Origin of the sequence: Microbacterium sp. NC79, from assembly GCF_019061125.1 — a bacterium.
Lineage (GTDB): Bacteria > Actinomycetota > Actinomycetes > Actinomycetales > Microbacteriaceae > Microbacterium.
Genome location: NZ_JAHQYI010000001.1, coordinates 727,303 through 743,191, shown reverse-complemented (window position 1 = coordinate 743,191; position 15,889 = coordinate 727,303). Strand labels below are relative to the sequence as shown.

Below are 15,889 nucleotides of genomic sequence, written 5' to 3'. Positions count from 1 at the left end.
GTCGCATACTGAAGAGGCAAACGCAATGCGTTAGCCGGACTGCACGTCCCAGGGTAGACGTGCCAGATTTTTACCCGGCTTTTGCGGGATTGTTTTCGGGTAACAATCTCGCTCCCGGCGGGGTGGTGCCAAGGCACCACCCCGCCCCATCTTTTTCACGACCTGGTTGCCCGGCTCGGGCAGAGTCGATCAGTTTGTGGTCGCGCGGGCAATCTCCTGCCACAGTTCCACGGTGTCTTCCGGTGTCAGCCCGTCACCAGCGGCGGAGCGTCCGACGACCGTCACCGCGATCTCTGGGTGGCGCGAGCTCCGCACGATGATGCGCGCGGAGGGCGCGCTGGCAATCGCGTCAGCGATTTCGCCGCGGATTCGACCAAGCTCTTCCTCGGTCAGACCGTCCAGGCCGCCCTCGTCAAGCAGCGTCACGGTGCTTCCCTGCCTTCGCGCTTGCTCGATGGCGACGCGCACGCGCGTATCCAACAGGTTCGGTGCCCGTAGTTCGTCGCGCAGCGTGCCTTCGGCGACGCGCGCTTCTGCGCGCTCCTCGCTGGTCAGTGCGCCGCCCTGCCCAATCATTCTGGTGAGGAGGGGTCCTGCCACCTGTAACGCAAACTGCACGCGCACGCGACGCTCACGGCGACGCACAGACTGCGCGGCCTGCCACGCGGCCGCTGCTCGCTGCAGTTCAATGAGACGCACAGTGTCGCGGGAGGCGCGATCAAGGGAATGCATGATGATTTGCGCAACGCTCACCCACATGATGGCGCCGACCAGCCCGAACGAGAACGCGCCAAGCGGGCCGAGCCATATGACCGAGCCAATCACCAGGAGAGCCACGCCCAGCAACGCACACATAACGCGTCGACGGATCATCACGACCGTCATGAGAAGTCCGATGCCGCCGATGTAGCCCGTGGCGTACGGCGCATCGACGTGGTCTCGCCCGACCCCGATGGCAATGGCGGTGGGCGTGAGCGCTGCGGCAACAAGGGCGAGAACTGCCGCCCACATCGGCAAGACCTTGGGGCCATTGCCTCCGGCCGTCAGCGGTGCGTCGATGGCGACTGCCGGGGTTCGGGGCTCCGCAAACAGAGCGATCAGGGTGGCAAGCGCACCAAAACACACCGTGATGATCACCAGGATCGGATGCATCACTGGCCCGGTCCAAAAGAGCGTGCGCGCCGCATGATAGGCAGTGAAAACGATGCCAACGAGGAGAAGGGCTGTGCGAGTGGTGAGGTTCATCGCCGCCACCTCATGTCGATGACGGTCTTTCCCGGCTCTGAGGTAATTTCTGTGGTTCCGCCCACCGCTGCCATACGCGCGTAGATCGATGCCCGAATCCCCAGCCGATCCGCCGGAATCGAGGTGAAGTCGATGCCGCCGCCTGCGTCACTGACCCGCACGGCGCACGATGTTGCCGTTGCCGACACGACAACGTCCAGACCCACCCCGTCCGCGTGCTGAACGGCATTCGCAATCGCCTGAGTGGCTGCCAGCGTCAGGGCGCGCGCGACGTGGCCAGGCACCTCTTCGTCGAGCGGCTGCGCGATCGTGAGGTCGATGCCATAGTCGCGTGCAGCATTGGCGAGGTCGGCGGCAATAACGCGGGCGCTAATGGGGCGGCCGAGTGCAATGCGTTCGTCTGATTCTGCGTCTGCGAGCCCGGTGAGGGCTTCTTCGGCCATCACCACGGTCAACGCTCGCTCACGATCCGTGGTGGCACGGGTTGCCGAAATGAGGGCGGCCATCACGCTGTCGTGCATGAGGGCGGCCATGGAAATGCGTTCCGACTCGGCCGCCTCGGCAGCCGCCGCCTGCGTGTACTCCGCCAGCGCGGTTCCGCGCGCTTCATCCACCGCGCGCCCGGTGGCGCGCATCGTGCGTATCAGGATGAGCAGAATCGCCCCAAGGCAGAGTCCGAAGGAGAGATCGAAAGCATTGGATGCCCAGTAGTCCTGTGCAAAGTCGACCTGCAGCATGCGAGCGCCGAAGAACAGCACAGGCAGACCGATCGTGAACGCAATCTGCCACGGCAGCGGCATGACGAGAACGGCGGCCATGGTGGCAATGTTCGTGACGTACCAAATCCACGGTTGGGTGTAGCCGGGATTGCTCGCGTGGTCAGTCACCCACGGCCACGCGGCGACCACGAGTGTATATACCGCGACAAAACTGATCGCCGTGAGGCGCAGGTGCCGTCCGGTGGTGCAGGAAATGATGAACGCAAACAGCGTGGTGAAGATCGCAATCGCAAATGGCACGTGCCACACGCCGGCATCCGTGCTGCCGAGCGCCGCGAAAAATGCCTGCAGACCGACGATCAACGAGCCGACGGCCGCCGCAATCTGAACGATGCGCTCAATGCGCTTGCTTGTAAAGGAACCGGCGGCAAAGACCTCGTGACGCCCCGGCATCCCGTCAGCGGCGACCACCGTTGTCTCCGTGATCCTCGTTTGGGTCATTAATGATGCCGTCTTCCATGGCCCTGATCAGCAGGTCAACCTTGGTCGGGGCGGGACGGCCCACGTCGACGTACTTGAAGCGAATGCGAGAGATATTTTCCTTCGCCGTTGAGTAGGCAATGCCCAGCCGATCAGCCACCATCTTGAGTGGCAGCCCGGCGGCATAGAGGCGCAGTACCTCACGCTCACGCACCGAAAGCTGCGCATTGGCAAACACAATGTCGCCCTCGACTGCCGACGCCCATTCCAGGTTGTCTAATGGCAACCCTTCCGCGACGGTATTGATCGCGGACACAACATCGTCGATCGGGCTCGACTTACTGATCACACCGGCAGCACCAGCCGCGAGCGCCTCACGCACCGCAGCAGGACGATCGGCGACACTGTGGATGATGACGCTGGAACCATCGTGCACGATGCGCGACACGTTGTCTGTCACCGTGGTTCCGTCGCCAAGTGAAAGATCAAGCACAACAACATCGACGGGCGCCTCGGCTACCTGCGTGCGCCACTGTAGGTATGCGCTCACGCTCGGTCCCGAAAAAGCGACCGTGCGGCCTGCCCGCAGGCACGCCGCTTCCAGCCCGAGCCGCACGGACTCATGATCATCAATCAGGGCAATGCGCTTCACAGCGCCAGCCTAGTTGGTTGCATGGCCGTGGGCACGGCGTGACTACGCCTGCTGTAGCAGGGCGACCGTCTCCAGGTGGTGCGAGTGCGGGAACAGGTCGAACGCCTCGATCCCGGCGAGTTGGTAGCCACGCTCGGCGAACGTGCCGAGGTCACGGGCGAGAGCGACCGGGTCACACGCGACATAAACAATCGCGCGAGGGGCCAGGTTGGCGAGGTCAGAAACGACGTTCTTACCAGCGCCGGCGCGGGGCGGGTCGATCACGACGACGCCATCACGCAAACGCGCGCGCTCACGCTCGGATGCCGTTGACAGGAGCGAACGGGTGTAGCGGTCGACGCGAGCGGTCTCGACGCGCGCACCAATCCATTCCGACAGGTTCTCGCCCGCGTGCTCCGTCGCGCGAGCGTTCGATTCAACGCTCGTGACGCGCGTACCGCCCAGTTCCGCAACGGTCGCGGCAAAGAGCCCGACGCCACCGTAGAGGTCGAGGTGCCAGGCGTTCGGGTCAATCTCGACACCCTGCAGAGCCCGGCGCACAGCCGCGTCGAGCGTGGTCGCTGCATCGTGATGCACCTGCCAGAAACCGTCAGCGTCCACCCGGAACTCGCGCTCACCGACACGCTCGATGAGCACTTCGCGTTTGCTGGACTGGCGCTCAACGGGCTGACCCTTGTCGTCCATCGTGCGGTTCAGCACGCGCACGTGTCCGTCTGCCGCCTGGATGAGGTCGATGCGGTCAGCCGTATCGCCGTACAGCTTGTCTGCGGCGCGCTCGATAGCAGCGGTCGCCAGTGGCAGGTCGTTCACCTCGATGACGTTGTGGCTGCGTGCCGCGTACGGGCCGATACGGCCAGCGCCGTCGACGTGCAGGCTGACGCGAGTACGCCACCGCGTGCCATCTTCCTGACCGCCGACGCCTGCGACGCTGACATCAGAGTCAATCTTCGCGAAACGGGCGAGCGAGTCTCGCAACACCTTTGTCTTCAGCTCGCGCTGGTGCTCCAGTGTGATGTGACCGAATTCGGCACCGCCGGGGCGCAGCGCGGGCGAGACTGAGACGTCGGCTGCCGACCAAACGTGTGCCTGGCGGTGAGGAGAAGCCTCGAGCACCTCAATCGTCTCGGCACGCCAGAACGACGCCTTCGAGTCATCGCTGACACGGGCGCGCACGGTTTCACCCGGGATCGCGTCGGACACGAAGATGACCCGGCCCTCATGGCGGGCGACAAAGATGCCTCCGTGGGCGACGTCAGAGATGGTCAGGTCGAGTTCTTGGGGCGCGTGCATCCTTACAGAATCTCATGCCCGACTGAATGACACCTCATCGGTGACGAACAAACGTACTCACCCAACCGGTTCGGGTGTCGTGAAACGGCGCGGGTGAGCGCGTTGAGAGGTGTCTCACCTCGCACCGCTCAACGATGGGAGCAATCGAACCAGGTGCGGTCAGCGCAACGTGAAAATGTCGCGCAGGTCGGATTCGTCCCACGGACGCGTCCACCCTGCCACCTCGAACAGGTGGTCGATGACGAGCGCGGTGAAGCCCCACACCGTCGCGCCACCAATGTCGAACGCGGGCCCGCGGAAGTCGCCGCGCTCATGCCGAAAGACCGACGTAAACCGATTCTGCGGGTTGAGAAGGTCATCCACCGGGGTGAGGCGCACTTCGTGTGTTTCTGCCCTGTCCATGACCGTGACGGGCAATGTGCGGGTACGCCACGCCACAACCGGCGACACCACAAAGTTGTTTGCCAACAGCGGCAGATCAGGCAGTTGGCCGATGATCTCAACACCGGTGCCGTCGAGCCCCGTCTCCTCTTCTGCTTCGCGCAGAGCGGTAGCGACGGCGTTTTCATCATCCGGATCGACGGAACCACCGGGGAACGAGACTTCGCCCGGGTGCGAGCGCAGCGTGTCTGCACGAATCTCAAGCAGCAGGTCAAGATCCGCGGCCGTGGCATCGGCCGGCGCAAGGTGAGTACGGTCGGGTCGCAACCCGAATAAGACCAAGACGGCGGATCGTCGCGCCTGCGCGGTATTTACCGGAGGGAGTTCGCGCAATGCGCCCCGATCCCGGAGCCCGCGAGTGAGTTCTTCGCGAGCGCCAAGGAGCAGGGAGGTGTCAGTCATTGCGCCACCGAGTCTAGGCCTGTTCCGGTGAATGAGGGCCATTCCCGCCGTGTCGGGTGGCACCTTGCTAGCGTTGACATCATGCAGGTCTGCCTCGCTTCTACGTCTCCCGCCCGACTCATGTTGCTCCGCCAATGCGGCATTGAGCCGCTGACAATCCCCAGCGATGTCGATGAGGACGCCGCCGTTGCCGTCGCTGAGGAGGAGGCCGGTCGCCCCCTCACTCCCGAAGAGCATGTGCTGTTACTCGCCCAGGCGAAGGCAGCCGCCGTAGCCGCTGGCCTCGCCTCATCACACCCTGACTTCTCCGGCATTGTGATCGGCGGCGACTCCATGTTCGAGCTCGACGGTCAGATCTTCGGCAAGCCCTACACGGCGGAAGCCGCTACGGAACGCTGGCTCCACATGCGCGGCCAGTCGGGTGTGCTGCACTCTGGGCACAGCGTCCTGCTGGTACAACAGGGGGCCGTGGTTGACGCGGCTGACGACGTGGCAGATGCCACCGTTCACTTCGTGGCCGATATTTCAGATGAAGAGATCGCCGCATACGTTGCGACCGGTGAGCCTCTCCAGGTCGCGGGGGCATTCACCGTCGACAGCCTCGGTGCTCCCTTCATTGATCGTGTGGAGGGCGACCCATCGACAGTGGTCGGAATGTCTCTCTCAACGATTCGTGCCCTCACGACGCGGCTCGGAATCTCCTGGCCATCCCTCTGGAACCGACTGTAGGTTCCGCTCAACGATTTTCTCATTACTTTATTGAGAGTGCTCAAAAAAGAGAGCCTTTCGCTCGGTAGGCTGGCTGTCATGCCTCAAATCTCGAAGGTTCTCATCGCGAACCGCGGCGAGATTGCCGTACGAATCATCCGCGCCGCACGTGACAGCGCGATCGCTTCGGTAGCGATCTACGCCGATCAGGATCGTGACGCCATGCACACCCGCCTGGCCGACGAAGCGTACGCACTCGACGGCCAGACCAGCGCCGACACGTACCTCGTCATCGACAAGATCCTGTCGATCGCTCGCCGTTCCGGTGCAGACGCGATCCACCCCGGCTACGGCTTCTTGGCCGAAAACGCCGAGTTCGCCCGCGCCGTCATTGCCGCAGGCATCACATGGATCGGCCCATCGCCCGAAGCAATTGATGCCCTCGGTGACAAGGTGACAGCGCGCCACGTTGCCGAGAAGGTGGGCGCACCGCTCGCTCCCGGCACCCCGGGCCCGGTCGAAACCGCGGATGAAGTGATCGCCTTCGCGAAGGAGGCGGGCCTGCCGATCGCAATCAAGGCTGCCTACGGTGGCGGCGGTCGCGGTCTAAAGGTTGCCCGCACCGTCGACGAGATCCCCGAGATGTTCGAATCCGCCACACGTGAGGCGATTGCCGCCTTCGGTCGCGGTGAGTGCTTCGTAGAGAAGTACCTCGACAAGCCTCGCCACGTCGAGACGCAGTGCCTCGCCGACTCCGCTGGCAACGTCGTGGTCATTTCGACGCGCGACTGCTCTCTGCAGCGTCGCCACCAAAAGCTCGTCGAGGAGGCGCCCGCGCCGTTCCTGACCGACGAGCAGAACGCGATTCTGTACGACGCGTCAAAGAAGATTCTCAAGGAGGTCGGCTACGTCGGCGCCGGAACCTGTGAGTTCCTGATCGGTGCAGACGGAACCATCTCCTTCCTTGAGGTCAACACCCGTCTGCAGGTGGAACACCCGGTCTCTGAAGAGATCACCGGCATTGACCTTGTCCGTGAGCAGTTCCGTATCGCCGCAGGAGAGACCCTCGGCTACGACGACCCCGCTCCGGTCGGCCACTCCTTTGAGTTCCGCATCAACGGTGAAGACCCGGGCCGCGGTTTCCTCCCCCAGCCCGGCCCCATCAAGACGTTCAAGACGTTTGGCGGCCCGGGCATTCGCCTGGACTCGGGTGTCACCCAGGGCGACACCATTTCTGGCGCGTTTGACTCGTTGCTCGCGAAGATTATCGTCACCGGCCGCGACCGCAACGAGGCGCTTGCTCGCGCCCGTCGCGCGCTCAATGAGTTCGAAGTGACCGGCATGCCGACGGTGCTGCCTTTTCACCGTCAGGTCGTCACCGAGCCGGCATTCACCGCGGAGGACGGTACCTTCGGTATCTTCACGCGCTGGATCGAAACCGAGTTTGTCAACGAAATCCCGGCTTGGGATGGCGAGATGGAGGCTCCCGAAGCCGCACCCGGTCGTCACACCGTCGTTGTTGAGGTCGCTGGTAAGCGCCTCGAGGTGAGCCTGCCCGACCACATCGTGGCAACGCAAGCCGTGGGCCGCCCCGTTGCCGCTCCCCCCGCCCGCCGTTCGCACGCAGCCAGCGCCGCTGGTTCCGGCGCATCAGGCGATGCCGTCAAGAGCCCCATGCAGGCAACCGTCATCAAGATCGCGGTCGAAGAGGGCCAGCAGGTTGTCAAGGGTGACTTGGTGGTCGTCCTCGAGGCGATGAAGATGGAGCAGCCCATCCAGGCTCACAAGGATGGTGTGATCGGCGCGATCAATGCCGAGGCGGGCGCAACGGTGTCAGCCGGACACCAGCTGCTCACGATCAGCTAAGACTGCACGCGTATTCGGCGCCGTCTCCTTTTTGGGGCGGCGCCGACGTGTTTTCCGGTCATGATCGAGGATTAGCGCGACGCGTTGCGCGAGCCGGTTGCGTAGGCGTGCCAGGCGTCCAATTCTGCCTGCGCCCGTGAGGTTCCCAGACGAGCGCGGAATTCCGGGTTCGCCGCCGCCATTGCTATCGCGGCGTACGTCACCCAGGGGTGCACCTCACTTGTCATGGGCGCGAGCATGACAGGGGTTGAGGAGCCATCCGCGCGGCGAACGGTGAGGTTCAGCCACATCACACCGGGGTGATCGTCGTCTTTCGAGTCGCGGTCGGCCTGGGTGGCTTCGACAGCGAGAATATCTGTCCAGGGCACGTACGCGACACCCGTGACCGTGACGAGCATGAGGGCGCTCTCCCCCAGCGCGAAGCCGAGTGGTCGCTCCCCAAACGATCCCAGCCGTTTGCGCCCGACCAAGCCGCGCCATCCCGTGGCGATAAACAGCACGCCGAGCAAACCAGCGGCGGTACCAACGGTGCGCACCACCACCACAGAGTCGGCTGGCTGAATAATCCACGTCAACACGCCGACAAAGCTAAAGACAGCACCGATCAAAAACATCAGTACGAGCACGCCAATCGAGCGTCGCCGCTCGCGGAAGAAGTGCACCCAGCTGTCTGGCGGCGCCGCCAATGCTTCGGTGAGGGTGACCGCATTGACGAGCTGACTCGTTCGGTACTTTTCTCGACTTTCGTACCAGAGCGCGAGGCAGACGAACGAAATCAGGGCGCTCACGAGGATGACGGGCAGGCTCCGGAAGAGCACGCCGAGTACCAGCGCCACGGCGCTTCCCACGCCGATATAGAGCATGCGCTGGTGGACCCTGGGCCAGCGCCAGCCGTCAGGCCAACGCACCGGAGGCTGCACCAGCGACGCCACGGAGTTACTCGCCGCTGTTGTCGCGTTCGACGATGTGCATCGCTCGGACGGCGTCGGTGATGGAGCCGGTCAGCGACGGGTACACCGCGAAAACGCGGGAGAGCTGGTCGACGGTGAGGCGGCGTTCAACGGCAACGGCGATCGGGTAAATCAGTTCGGACGCCTTCGGCGCCACAATGACGCCACCAATCACGGTGCCCGAGCCCTCGCGCGCAATGACCTTCACGAAACCATCCTTGATACCCATCATCTTGGCGCGCGGGTTTGCCGACAGCGGCAGCTTGTGCACGACACCGTTGATCAAGCCCGCTTCGACATCAGCCTGTGACCAGCCGACGGTCGCAATTTCGGGGCCGGTGAAGATATTGGCGGTGATGCGGCGTGGTTCCATCGGAATGACGATGTCGCCAAGAGCGTGGAACACCGCCGTACGGCCCTGCATGCTGGCGACCGATGCGAGCGGCATCAGCGTCGTGCAGTCGCCGGCCGCATAGATGTTGGGAACCGACGTACGGCCGACACGGTTCACACGCAAGTGACCGGAGTCGGTGAGCTGGATTCCCGCTTCTTCAAGACCGATGCCTGCCGTGTTGGGGATGGAACCAACGGCCATCAGACAGTGCGAACCTTCAACCGTGCGGCCATCGGCAAGCGTGACGCGCACGCCATTGTCAGTGCGCTCGACCTTGTCTGCACGAGACTTGTTCAACACCGTCATACCGCCCCGGGTAAACACCTTGGCCAACACTGCGGCGGCGTCTTGGTCTTCCGATGGCAGAATCTGGTCGCGCGATGACACCAGCGTGACCTTGGCTCCCAGGTTCATGTAGGCCGAAGCGAACTCGGCACCGGTGACGCCCGAACCCACCACGATGAGGTGTTCAGGCAAAGCCTTCATGTCGTACAGCTGCGTCCACGTCAGAATGCGCTCGCCGTCGGGCATCGCGGAGGCCAGCTGCCGCGGCGAAGCACCAACCGAAACGACCAGCGTGTCGGCCTCAACCCGATCAAAGTCGGTGCCTTCCGGTCCCGTCGATACGACGACAGTGTGGGCGTCTTCGAGGCGACCGTAACCGCTAATAATGCGCACACCGGCCTCGACAAGGGCGGCACGCATGTCTTCAGACTGTTGCCGAGCCAGCGCCAGCAGGCGCTTGTTCACGGCCGCCAGGTTGATCGCCACTTCAGGCTTCAGCGGCTTGCCTGTGGCATCCTTCGCGAAGAACTGCACGCCAAGGTCGGAGGCCTCTGAAATGGCGACGGCAGCGTCGGCCGTTGCAATCAGCGACTTGGATGGAACCACGTCGGTGATGACGGCGGAACCACCAACTCCGGCACGCTCGATCAGGGTCACATCAGCACCGAGCTGCGCGGCCGCGAGCGCCGCTTCGTACCCGCCGGGGCCGCCACCCAGAATAGCCACGGACTGAGTGCGCTCAAACGAGAGAGAAGACATGCCTCTATTCTCGCTCACCGGGAGCGCGATGAAAAACGCCACCCCTGCCTTCTGGCGCGCAGATGAGCGAGCGCCGCTCCTGGCGCGCACGCGCGCGGGTTCCTAGAGTAGAGGAATGTCTGATTCGTGGGATAACCCTCTTGAGAACCCGGCCGCTGATCCTTTTGCGATCGCCGCACAGGCCGCAGCTGACATCGCCCGCCTCACCGGCGTCGAGCAGCACGACATCGCACTGACGCTCGGAAGCGGTTGGGGTAAGGCCGCCGAGCTCATCGGTGAGACCGTCGCCACCATTCCAGCGACGGAGGTCACCGGATTCTCGCGCCCCGCGCTGGCGGGTCACGTCGGAACCATTCGTAGCGTCCGTACGCCTGATGGCAAGAACGTCCTCGTGATCGGTGCACGCACGCACTACTACGAGAACCACGGCGTTCGCCGCGTTGTGCACTCGGTGCGGACCGCCGCAGCAACCGGCGCGAAGATCATGGTGCTCACCAATGGTGCCGGCGGCATCAAGGAGACCTGGAGCCCCGGTCAGCCCGTGCTCATTAGCGATCACCTCAACCTGACGGCAGACTCGCCGCTTGAGGGCGCCACCTTCATCGACCTCACCGACCTGTACTCGAAGCGGTTGCGCGACATTGCGCACACGATCGATCCGACGCTCGATGAGGGTGTCTACACGCAGTTCCGTGGTCCGCACTATGAGACCCCGGCAGAAGTGCAGATGGCAAAGGCCATCGGCGGTCACATTGTCGGCATGTCGACGGCGCTCGAAGCGATTGCCGCTCGCCAGGCTGGCATGGAGATCCTCGGCCTCAGCCTCATCACGAACCTCGCCGCTGGCATTCAGCAAACACCGCTGAGCCACGAAGAGGTCATCGAGGCAGGAAAGACCGCAGAGCCGATCATTTCGGCCCTGCTCGCAAAGATTATCGAGGCACTGTGACGATCGATCTCACCACGGCACTGCGCCGCGCCGTCGCCTGGCTGGCGCAAGACCCCGACGATGTGACGCATCACGAGCTTGATGAACTCATCAACCACGCGATGGATGGCAACCCGGCCGCGCAAGCCGACATCATCGACCGCTTCGACACACGCTTGGCCTTCGGAACCGCAGGCTTGCGTGGCGAGCTGGGCGCTGGTTCCGCGCGCATGAACCGGGTGCTCGTCGCCCAGGCCGCCGCCGGCTTCGCGGCGTACCTCGCAGAAAAGAACCCGGGCCGCACCCCCACCGTGGTGATCGGCTACGACGGTCGCCGCAATTCCGATGTTTTCGCGAAGGACTCGGCGGAAATCTTTGCGGGCGCTGGCCTGCATGCGGTGCTGTTGCCGCGTCTGCTGCCGACGCCTGTTCTTGCGTTCGCTGTCCGTCATCTGAACGCCGATGCCGGCGTGATGGTGACGGCGAGCCACAACCCGCCGAACGACAACGGCTACAAGGTGTACCTCGGCGGCGCCGATCAGGGCGCGCAAATCGTGGCACCCGCAGACGCCGAAATCGCGGCACACATTCAACGCGTTGCTGACACGCTCTCGGTCGCCGACCTCGAGCGCTCTGACGCATACGAAATCGGCGCCGAGTCAATTGTTGAGGCCTACGTCGCAGCCACCGCTGCCGTTGCTCCCGCCCCCGCAGCGGCAGCCGACATGCGCTGGGTGTACACGGCGATGCATGGTGTCGGATGGGAGACCATGCAGCGCGTTCTGGAGGCGGCAGGTTACCCGCTCCCAGAGACCGTGCCCGCCCAACTGCAGCCGGACGGCGCGTTTCCGACGGTCGCTTTCCCTAACCCGGAAGAGCCGGGCGCCATGGATCTGTCTTACGAGACGGCCGCCGCGACAAACGCCGACTTCATCATCGCGAACGACCCCGATGCCGATCGTCTTGCGGTAGCAATCCCGGTTGACGGCGGATGGCGTCGACTCACAGGCAATGAGGTCGGACTGCTGCTGGGTTGGCGCGCCGCCCGCGCCGCGCAGGCCACCGCTGGCGCTTCGCTCGCCTGTTCGCTCGTCTCCTCCCCCGGCCTCGGTGCGATTGCCGCACACTTCGGCCTGGACTTTCACGAGACCCTCACCGGGTTCAAGTGGATCTCCCGCGCCCCCGGCATGGTGTTCGGCTTCGAAGAGGCCCTCGGATACCTGGTGAACCCGGAGACCGTGCGCGACAAGGATGGCATCTCCGCTGCGGTCGCTTTGCTCGGTCTTGCCGCAGAAGCTCGTGAAAATGGAACCACACTGGCGGGTCTGCTGGAGGAGTCTGCCGAGACGTTTGGTCACTTCGCAAGCGGCCAGGTCTCCATTCGCGTCGATGATGTGAGCATTATTTCCCGCATCATGGCTGCGTTGCGTGCCACGCCTCCCACGCACATCGGCGACGACGCGGTCGTGACCGCAGAAGACTTGCTCGACGTGCCCGCCGGGGTGCCCTCCGGCGACGTGCTTCGATACCGGTTGGCATCGGGCTCACGTGTCATCGTGCGCCCGAGCGGCACGGAGCCGAAACTCAAGGCATACCTCGACGCGAAGGACGATTCCGCGCAAGCGTCGGCAACACGCATTGCCGCGATGGATGCCGCGATGCGGACGCTCCTCGCGGAACTGTCCTAGTTCTGCGAGCCGAGCCCCTGGTTCCGCTGCCTTTTGGCCACGGAACCAGGGGCTCGGTGCCGTGTTGCGGCCGTGCGATCAAGACCGTCGGCGCGTGGGGTCAGCGCGCGTATCCGACCTACTTTCCCCCTACCAAGACGCGATATATCGTGTTACAGTTTCGACGCGATATTTCGCGGGCACCAGAGGATCCCCATGCACGCCACCCCCACCACCACGCCGCCCACGCGCTGGCTTCGGTCAGTCATCATGTTCATGTCGGGGCAGACCGTGAGCCTGTTCGGCTCGATGCTCGTGCAGTATGCGGTGTTTTGGTACCTCACGCTGGAGTTTAAGTCGGGCTGGATTATGACTCTCGCCGCGGTCTTCGGTTTCTTGCCGCAGGCCATCGTGTCAGTTTTCGGCGGCGTCTGGGCTGATCGCCACAACCGCAAGTACCTGATCATCGTCGCTGACGCATCAATTGCGGTGACCACCCTCGCGCTTGCCATCCTGTTGATGACCGGCGAGGCGCCGCTGTGGGCAATTTTCCTCACCCTCGCCATCCGTTCTGCCGGCGCCGGCGTGCAGACACCCGCGGTGTCGGCCATGATTCCGCAAATCACCCCGGCCCCGCACCTGATTCGCGTCAACGGCATTCTGCAGTCGATCAACTCCGCGATGGCACTGTTGGTTCCGGCCGCAGCTGGCGCCCTGTTTGCCATCACTGCCCAGGCGGCAGGCTCCTCAACCGCAGCGCTGGTTCCGATCTTCTTCATCGACGTTGTCACCGCGGCCATCGGCATTGGCTTGCTGGCCTTCGTGCGTGTCAGCAGGGTGGAGCGATCCGGCGACGCCGAAACGGGCTACTTGACCGATCTGGTCGATGGTGTGAAGTACGTCGCCACCCACTCGTTCTTGCGTTGGCTGCTCGTGCTATTCGCGATCGTCTTCATTCTGACCGTCGCTCCGTCCAACCTCACGCCGCTCATGCTGGTGCGCACGTTCGGCACAGGCAACGAGTCACTCGACATTGCCAACCTGACGATTCTGGAGATCGCGTTCAGTGTCGGCATGATGCTCGGCGGCATCTTGATCGCAACGGTCTTCGCGAAGGTCAACCGGATTGGTGCGATCGTGGTGTCGTCGTTTGTCTTCGGAGCGCTGTCGATCGGCCTTGGGTTCAGCCCGAACACCATCGTCTTCTTCGCCTTCATGTTCTTGGTGGGCTTGGCCGTACCGTTCTTCTCCACCGCGTCCATGACGCTGATTCAGGAGACCGTGGAACCGGAACGTCAGGGCCGAGTCTTCGGATTCGTCAGCATCGTGATGGCCGTTGCGATGCCGTTCGGCATGGTGATCCTCGGCCCGCTCGCCGACATAGTCGCCATCGAGACGCTCCTGGTCGCCGCCGGCCTGCTGACGTTCGTCATCGTGGGGATCGCTATCCTCTCCCCCGCCGGGCGCCGCGCGACCGCGGCGGCCAAGATCATGACGGCAAACAGCGGAACCACCACAGCGGCGAGCGACGACAGCGCGCCGGGCGCAGGCGGTGAGGGCCTGTTTGATGCCGCGCCGATCCAAAACGCTGCGGCGAGCGGATCTGCGGGTGCGGCCTCGGCGAGCATGGCAGACAGTATTAATGAAATGCGGGATCCCAAGGAGTAACCGGCGCCGCCACCAACCGCGCTTATGCTCGGAGGGTGCTGCTCACCGAAATCATCACGCTTGCATCCGATCACGTCACCCTGGAGCCCCTCACCGAAGCTCACAATGCGGAGCTCGCCGTTGCTGCCGCCGAAATTACAGAAGACCTGTGGTTTACCAGCGTGCCACGTGCCGACGAGGTTGCTGCGGATACCGAGCGGCGCCTCGCGCTGCGCGATAGCGGCATGATGAATCCGTTTGTCGTTCGCGCACGGGCAGATGGTCGCGTCGTCGGCGCCACCACGCTCTGCAATATCGACGCCACCACCCCGCGCACCGAGGTTGGATACACCTGGTATTCACCCCGCGTGCGTGGCACTGTCATCAACCCGGCCGCCAAGCTCCTCATGCTCGGGCACGCGTTCGAACAGTGCCATGTGATTGCGGTGGAGTTTCGCACCCACGCACACAACCTGCGCTCGCGCGCCGCCATCGCAAAGCTGGGCGCGAAACAAGACGGCATTCTGCGAAATGATCGCATCGGGCGCGACGGAACACTCCGCGACACCGTGGTTTTCTCCGTCCTGCCTCATGAATGGCCAACGGTACGACTGGGCCTGCACGCTCGCATCGCTCGCTTTGAGGCGGCCAATTCGCTACCAGCAGCGCCCTGATGACGCTGGCTATTGCCGCAGTTGCGACGTTGATTGCGGCCATCATTCAGCGCATCACCGGCCTCGGGTTTGTGCTTGCCCTCTTTGGCCCGCTCGTGCTGATCTATGGCGCAGTCGAGGGCACCACGATCGCCGTGCTGTTGGCGCTTGCCGCATCCCTCACCGCAATACCGATGGTGTGGCGCGATATCGATTGGCGTCGCTTTGTCTGGATCGCTCTGCCTGGCATCGCCATGGTTCCGCTCGGCGCGATGGTCGTGCGTATGCTCGACGAAGCATGGCTCCTGATCCTCATCGCGCTTCTCGCATTCTTTGCCCTTACCGCTGGCAAGATTCCGTCTCTTTCCCGGCTGTTCGTCGGTCGTACCGGCGCAATGGCCTCGGGCGCCGCCGCCGGATTCATGCACGCCACCAGTGGTCTGTCCGGCCCGCCGCTCGCCGCGCACGCCGTCGGTGACCGCTGGAACCAGCGCAGCTTTACCGCCACCGTGCAGGTAATCTTCGCTGTCCTGAGTCTCGGCAGCGTGATAACGCGCGGTCTGCCCACAACGAACACGATCGATGTTTCGATCCTGATCATCACCACGGTGCTCGGCATCATTGCGGGGTCACTGCTGTCCCGATTCGTGCCTGCGGCGATCGCGCGTCGCGCCATGATCGTCATCGCATGGTGTGGCGGAATTGTGGCTCTGATCCGCGGCATTCTGTTGCTGATGGGTATCGGGTAGCCGCATCGGGTAGCGTGCCCTTTCAGAACCCTCGCGGGCTTCGGAACCCGTGGG

At 63.8% G+C, this 15,889-nt stretch carries 14 protein-coding genes; 7 read left to right on the top strand and 7 right to left on the bottom strand.

Translation table 11 applies throughout. The features are described 5' to 3' along the window. Nucleotides 1-189: 189 nt before the first annotated feature. The 5 genes from KTJ77_RS03220 to KTJ77_RS03200 all read right to left on the bottom strand — a co-directional run bounded on the left by KTJ77_RS03220 (nucleotide 190) and on the right by KTJ77_RS03200 (nucleotide 5,229). Nucleotides 190-1,245 (bottom strand): hypothetical protein, encoded by a 1,056-nt coding sequence (locus KTJ77_RS03220; RefSeq protein WP_217337068.1) that lies wholly within the window; start codon nucleotides 1,243-1,245, stop codon nucleotides 190-192. After that, entirely contained in the window at nucleotides 1,242-2,465 is a 1,224-nt protein-coding gene (locus KTJ77_RS03215) for a sensor histidine kinase (RefSeq protein WP_217337067.1), read from the bottom strand. Before KTJ77_RS03215 ends, KTJ77_RS03220 begins: the two co-directional genes overlap by 4 nt. Then, nucleotides 2,422-3,096, bottom strand: coding sequence for a response regulator transcription factor (locus KTJ77_RS03210; protein ID WP_217337066.1), 675 nt, complete (start codon nucleotides 3,094-3,096; stop codon nucleotides 2,422-2,424). The genes KTJ77_RS03215 and KTJ77_RS03210 overlap by 44 nt, the downstream gene beginning before the upstream one ends. Before the next feature lie 42 nt (nucleotides 3,097-3,138). Beyond that, complete coding sequence (locus KTJ77_RS03205; RefSeq protein ID WP_217337065.1) at nucleotides 3,139-4,386, bottom strand: class I SAM-dependent RNA methyltransferase; 1,248 nt, start codon at nucleotides 4,384-4,386, stop codon at nucleotides 3,139-3,141. A 159-nt stretch (nucleotides 4,387-4,545) separates the two neighbouring features. Next, complete coding sequence (locus KTJ77_RS03200; protein WP_217337064.1) at nucleotides 4,546-5,229, bottom strand: CoA pyrophosphatase; 684 nt, start codon at nucleotides 5,227-5,229, stop codon at nucleotides 4,546-4,548. An 81-nt stretch (nucleotides 5,230-5,310) separates the two neighbouring features. On the opposite strand from KTJ77_RS03200, the gene KTJ77_RS03195 reads away from it, so the two are divergent. Both KTJ77_RS03195 and KTJ77_RS03190 read left to right on the top strand, forming a co-directional pair. After that, complete coding sequence (locus tag KTJ77_RS03195) at nucleotides 5,311-5,958, top strand: nucleoside triphosphate pyrophosphatase (protein ID WP_217337063.1); 648 nt, start codon at nucleotides 5,311-5,313, stop codon at nucleotides 5,956-5,958. A 78-nt stretch (nucleotides 5,959-6,036) separates the two neighbouring features. Beyond that, nucleotides 6,037-7,803, top strand: coding sequence for a biotin carboxylase N-terminal domain-containing protein (locus KTJ77_RS03190; protein WP_217337062.1), 1,767 nt, complete (start codon nucleotides 6,037-6,039; stop codon nucleotides 7,801-7,803). A 71-nt stretch (nucleotides 7,804-7,874) separates the two neighbouring features. On the opposite strand, the gene KTJ77_RS03185 is transcribed toward KTJ77_RS03190, so the two are convergent. Then, on the bottom strand, nucleotides 7,875-8,735 hold the full coding sequence (locus KTJ77_RS03185; protein ID WP_217337061.1) for a hypothetical protein: 861 nt from the start codon (nucleotides 8,733-8,735) through the stop codon (nucleotides 7,875-7,877). 4 nt (nucleotides 8,736-8,739) lie between these two features. Next, nucleotides 8,740-10,191, bottom strand: coding sequence for an NAD(P)H-quinone dehydrogenase (locus KTJ77_RS03180; protein WP_217337060.1), 1,452 nt, complete (start codon nucleotides 10,189-10,191; stop codon nucleotides 8,740-8,742). A 115-nt stretch (nucleotides 10,192-10,306) separates the two neighbouring features. Between KTJ77_RS03180 and KTJ77_RS03175 the strand changes: the two genes are divergently transcribed. The 5 genes from KTJ77_RS03175 (at nucleotide 10,307) to KTJ77_RS03155 (ending at nucleotide 15,835) form a co-directional block, all read left to right on the top strand. Beyond that, complete coding sequence (locus tag KTJ77_RS03175; RefSeq protein WP_217337059.1) at nucleotides 10,307-11,140, top strand: purine-nucleoside phosphorylase; 834 nt, start codon at nucleotides 10,307-10,309, stop codon at nucleotides 11,138-11,140. Further along, entirely contained in the window at nucleotides 11,137-12,807 is a 1,671-nt protein-coding gene (locus tag KTJ77_RS03170; protein ID WP_367948811.1) for a phospho-sugar mutase, read from the top strand. Before KTJ77_RS03175 ends, KTJ77_RS03170 begins: the two co-directional genes overlap by 4 nt. Nucleotides 12,808-13,002: 195 nt before the next feature. Continuing rightward, nucleotides 13,003-14,454, top strand: a complete 1,452-nt coding sequence (locus tag KTJ77_RS03165; protein ID WP_217337058.1) for an MFS transporter — start codon at nucleotides 13,003-13,005, stop codon at nucleotides 14,452-14,454. 35 nt (nucleotides 14,455-14,489) lie between these two features. Further along, nucleotides 14,490-15,107 carry a GNAT family N-acetyltransferase gene (locus tag KTJ77_RS03160; protein WP_217337057.1) on the top strand — a complete coding sequence of 206 codons (618 nt, stop codon included), beginning with the start codon at nucleotides 14,490-14,492 and terminating at the stop codon, nucleotides 15,105-15,107. Next, complete coding sequence (locus tag KTJ77_RS03155; RefSeq protein ID WP_217337056.1) at nucleotides 15,107-15,835, top strand: TSUP family transporter; 729 nt, start codon at nucleotides 15,107-15,109, stop codon at nucleotides 15,833-15,835. Before KTJ77_RS03160 ends, KTJ77_RS03155 begins: the two co-directional genes overlap by 1 nt. Nucleotides 15,836-15,889: the final 54 nt, after the last annotated feature.

Bases quoted from the DNA above. Each gene is read 5' to 3' on its own strand.
- KTJ77_RS03220 (WP_217337068.1), bottom strand. From the start codon at position 1,245: ATGAACCTCACCACTCGCACAGCCCTTCTCCTCGTTGGCATCGTTTTC.
- KTJ77_RS03215 (WP_217337067.1), bottom strand. From the start codon at position 2,465: ATGACCCAAACGAGGATCACGGAGACAACGGTGGTCGCCGCTGACGGG.
- KTJ77_RS03205 (WP_217337065.1), bottom strand. From the start codon at position 4,386: ATGCACGCGCCCCAAGAACTCGACCTGACCATCTCTGACGTCGCCCAC.
- KTJ77_RS03200 (WP_217337064.1), bottom strand. From the start codon at position 5,229: ATGACTGACACCTCCCTGCTCCTTGGCGCTCGCGAAGAACTCACTCGC.
- KTJ77_RS03195 (WP_217337063.1), top strand. From the start codon at position 5,311: ATGCAGGTCTGCCTCGCTTCTACGTCTCCCGCCCGACTCATGTTGCTC.
- KTJ77_RS03190 (WP_217337062.1), top strand. From the start codon at position 6,037: ATGCCTCAAATCTCGAAGGTTCTCATCGCGAACCGCGGCGAGATTGCC.
- KTJ77_RS03180 (WP_217337060.1), bottom strand. From the start codon at position 10,191: ATGTCTTCTCTCTCGTTTGAGCGCACTCAGTCCGTGGCTATTCTGGGT.
- KTJ77_RS03175 (WP_217337059.1), top strand. From the start codon at position 10,307: ATGTCTGATTCGTGGGATAACCCTCTTGAGAACCCGGCCGCTGATCCT.
- KTJ77_RS03165 (WP_217337058.1), top strand. From the start codon at position 13,003: ATGCACGCCACCCCCACCACCACGCCGCCCACGCGCTGGCTTCGGTCA.
- KTJ77_RS03155 (WP_217337056.1), top strand. From the start codon at position 15,107: ATGACGCTGGCTATTGCCGCAGTTGCGACGTTGATTGCGGCCATCATT.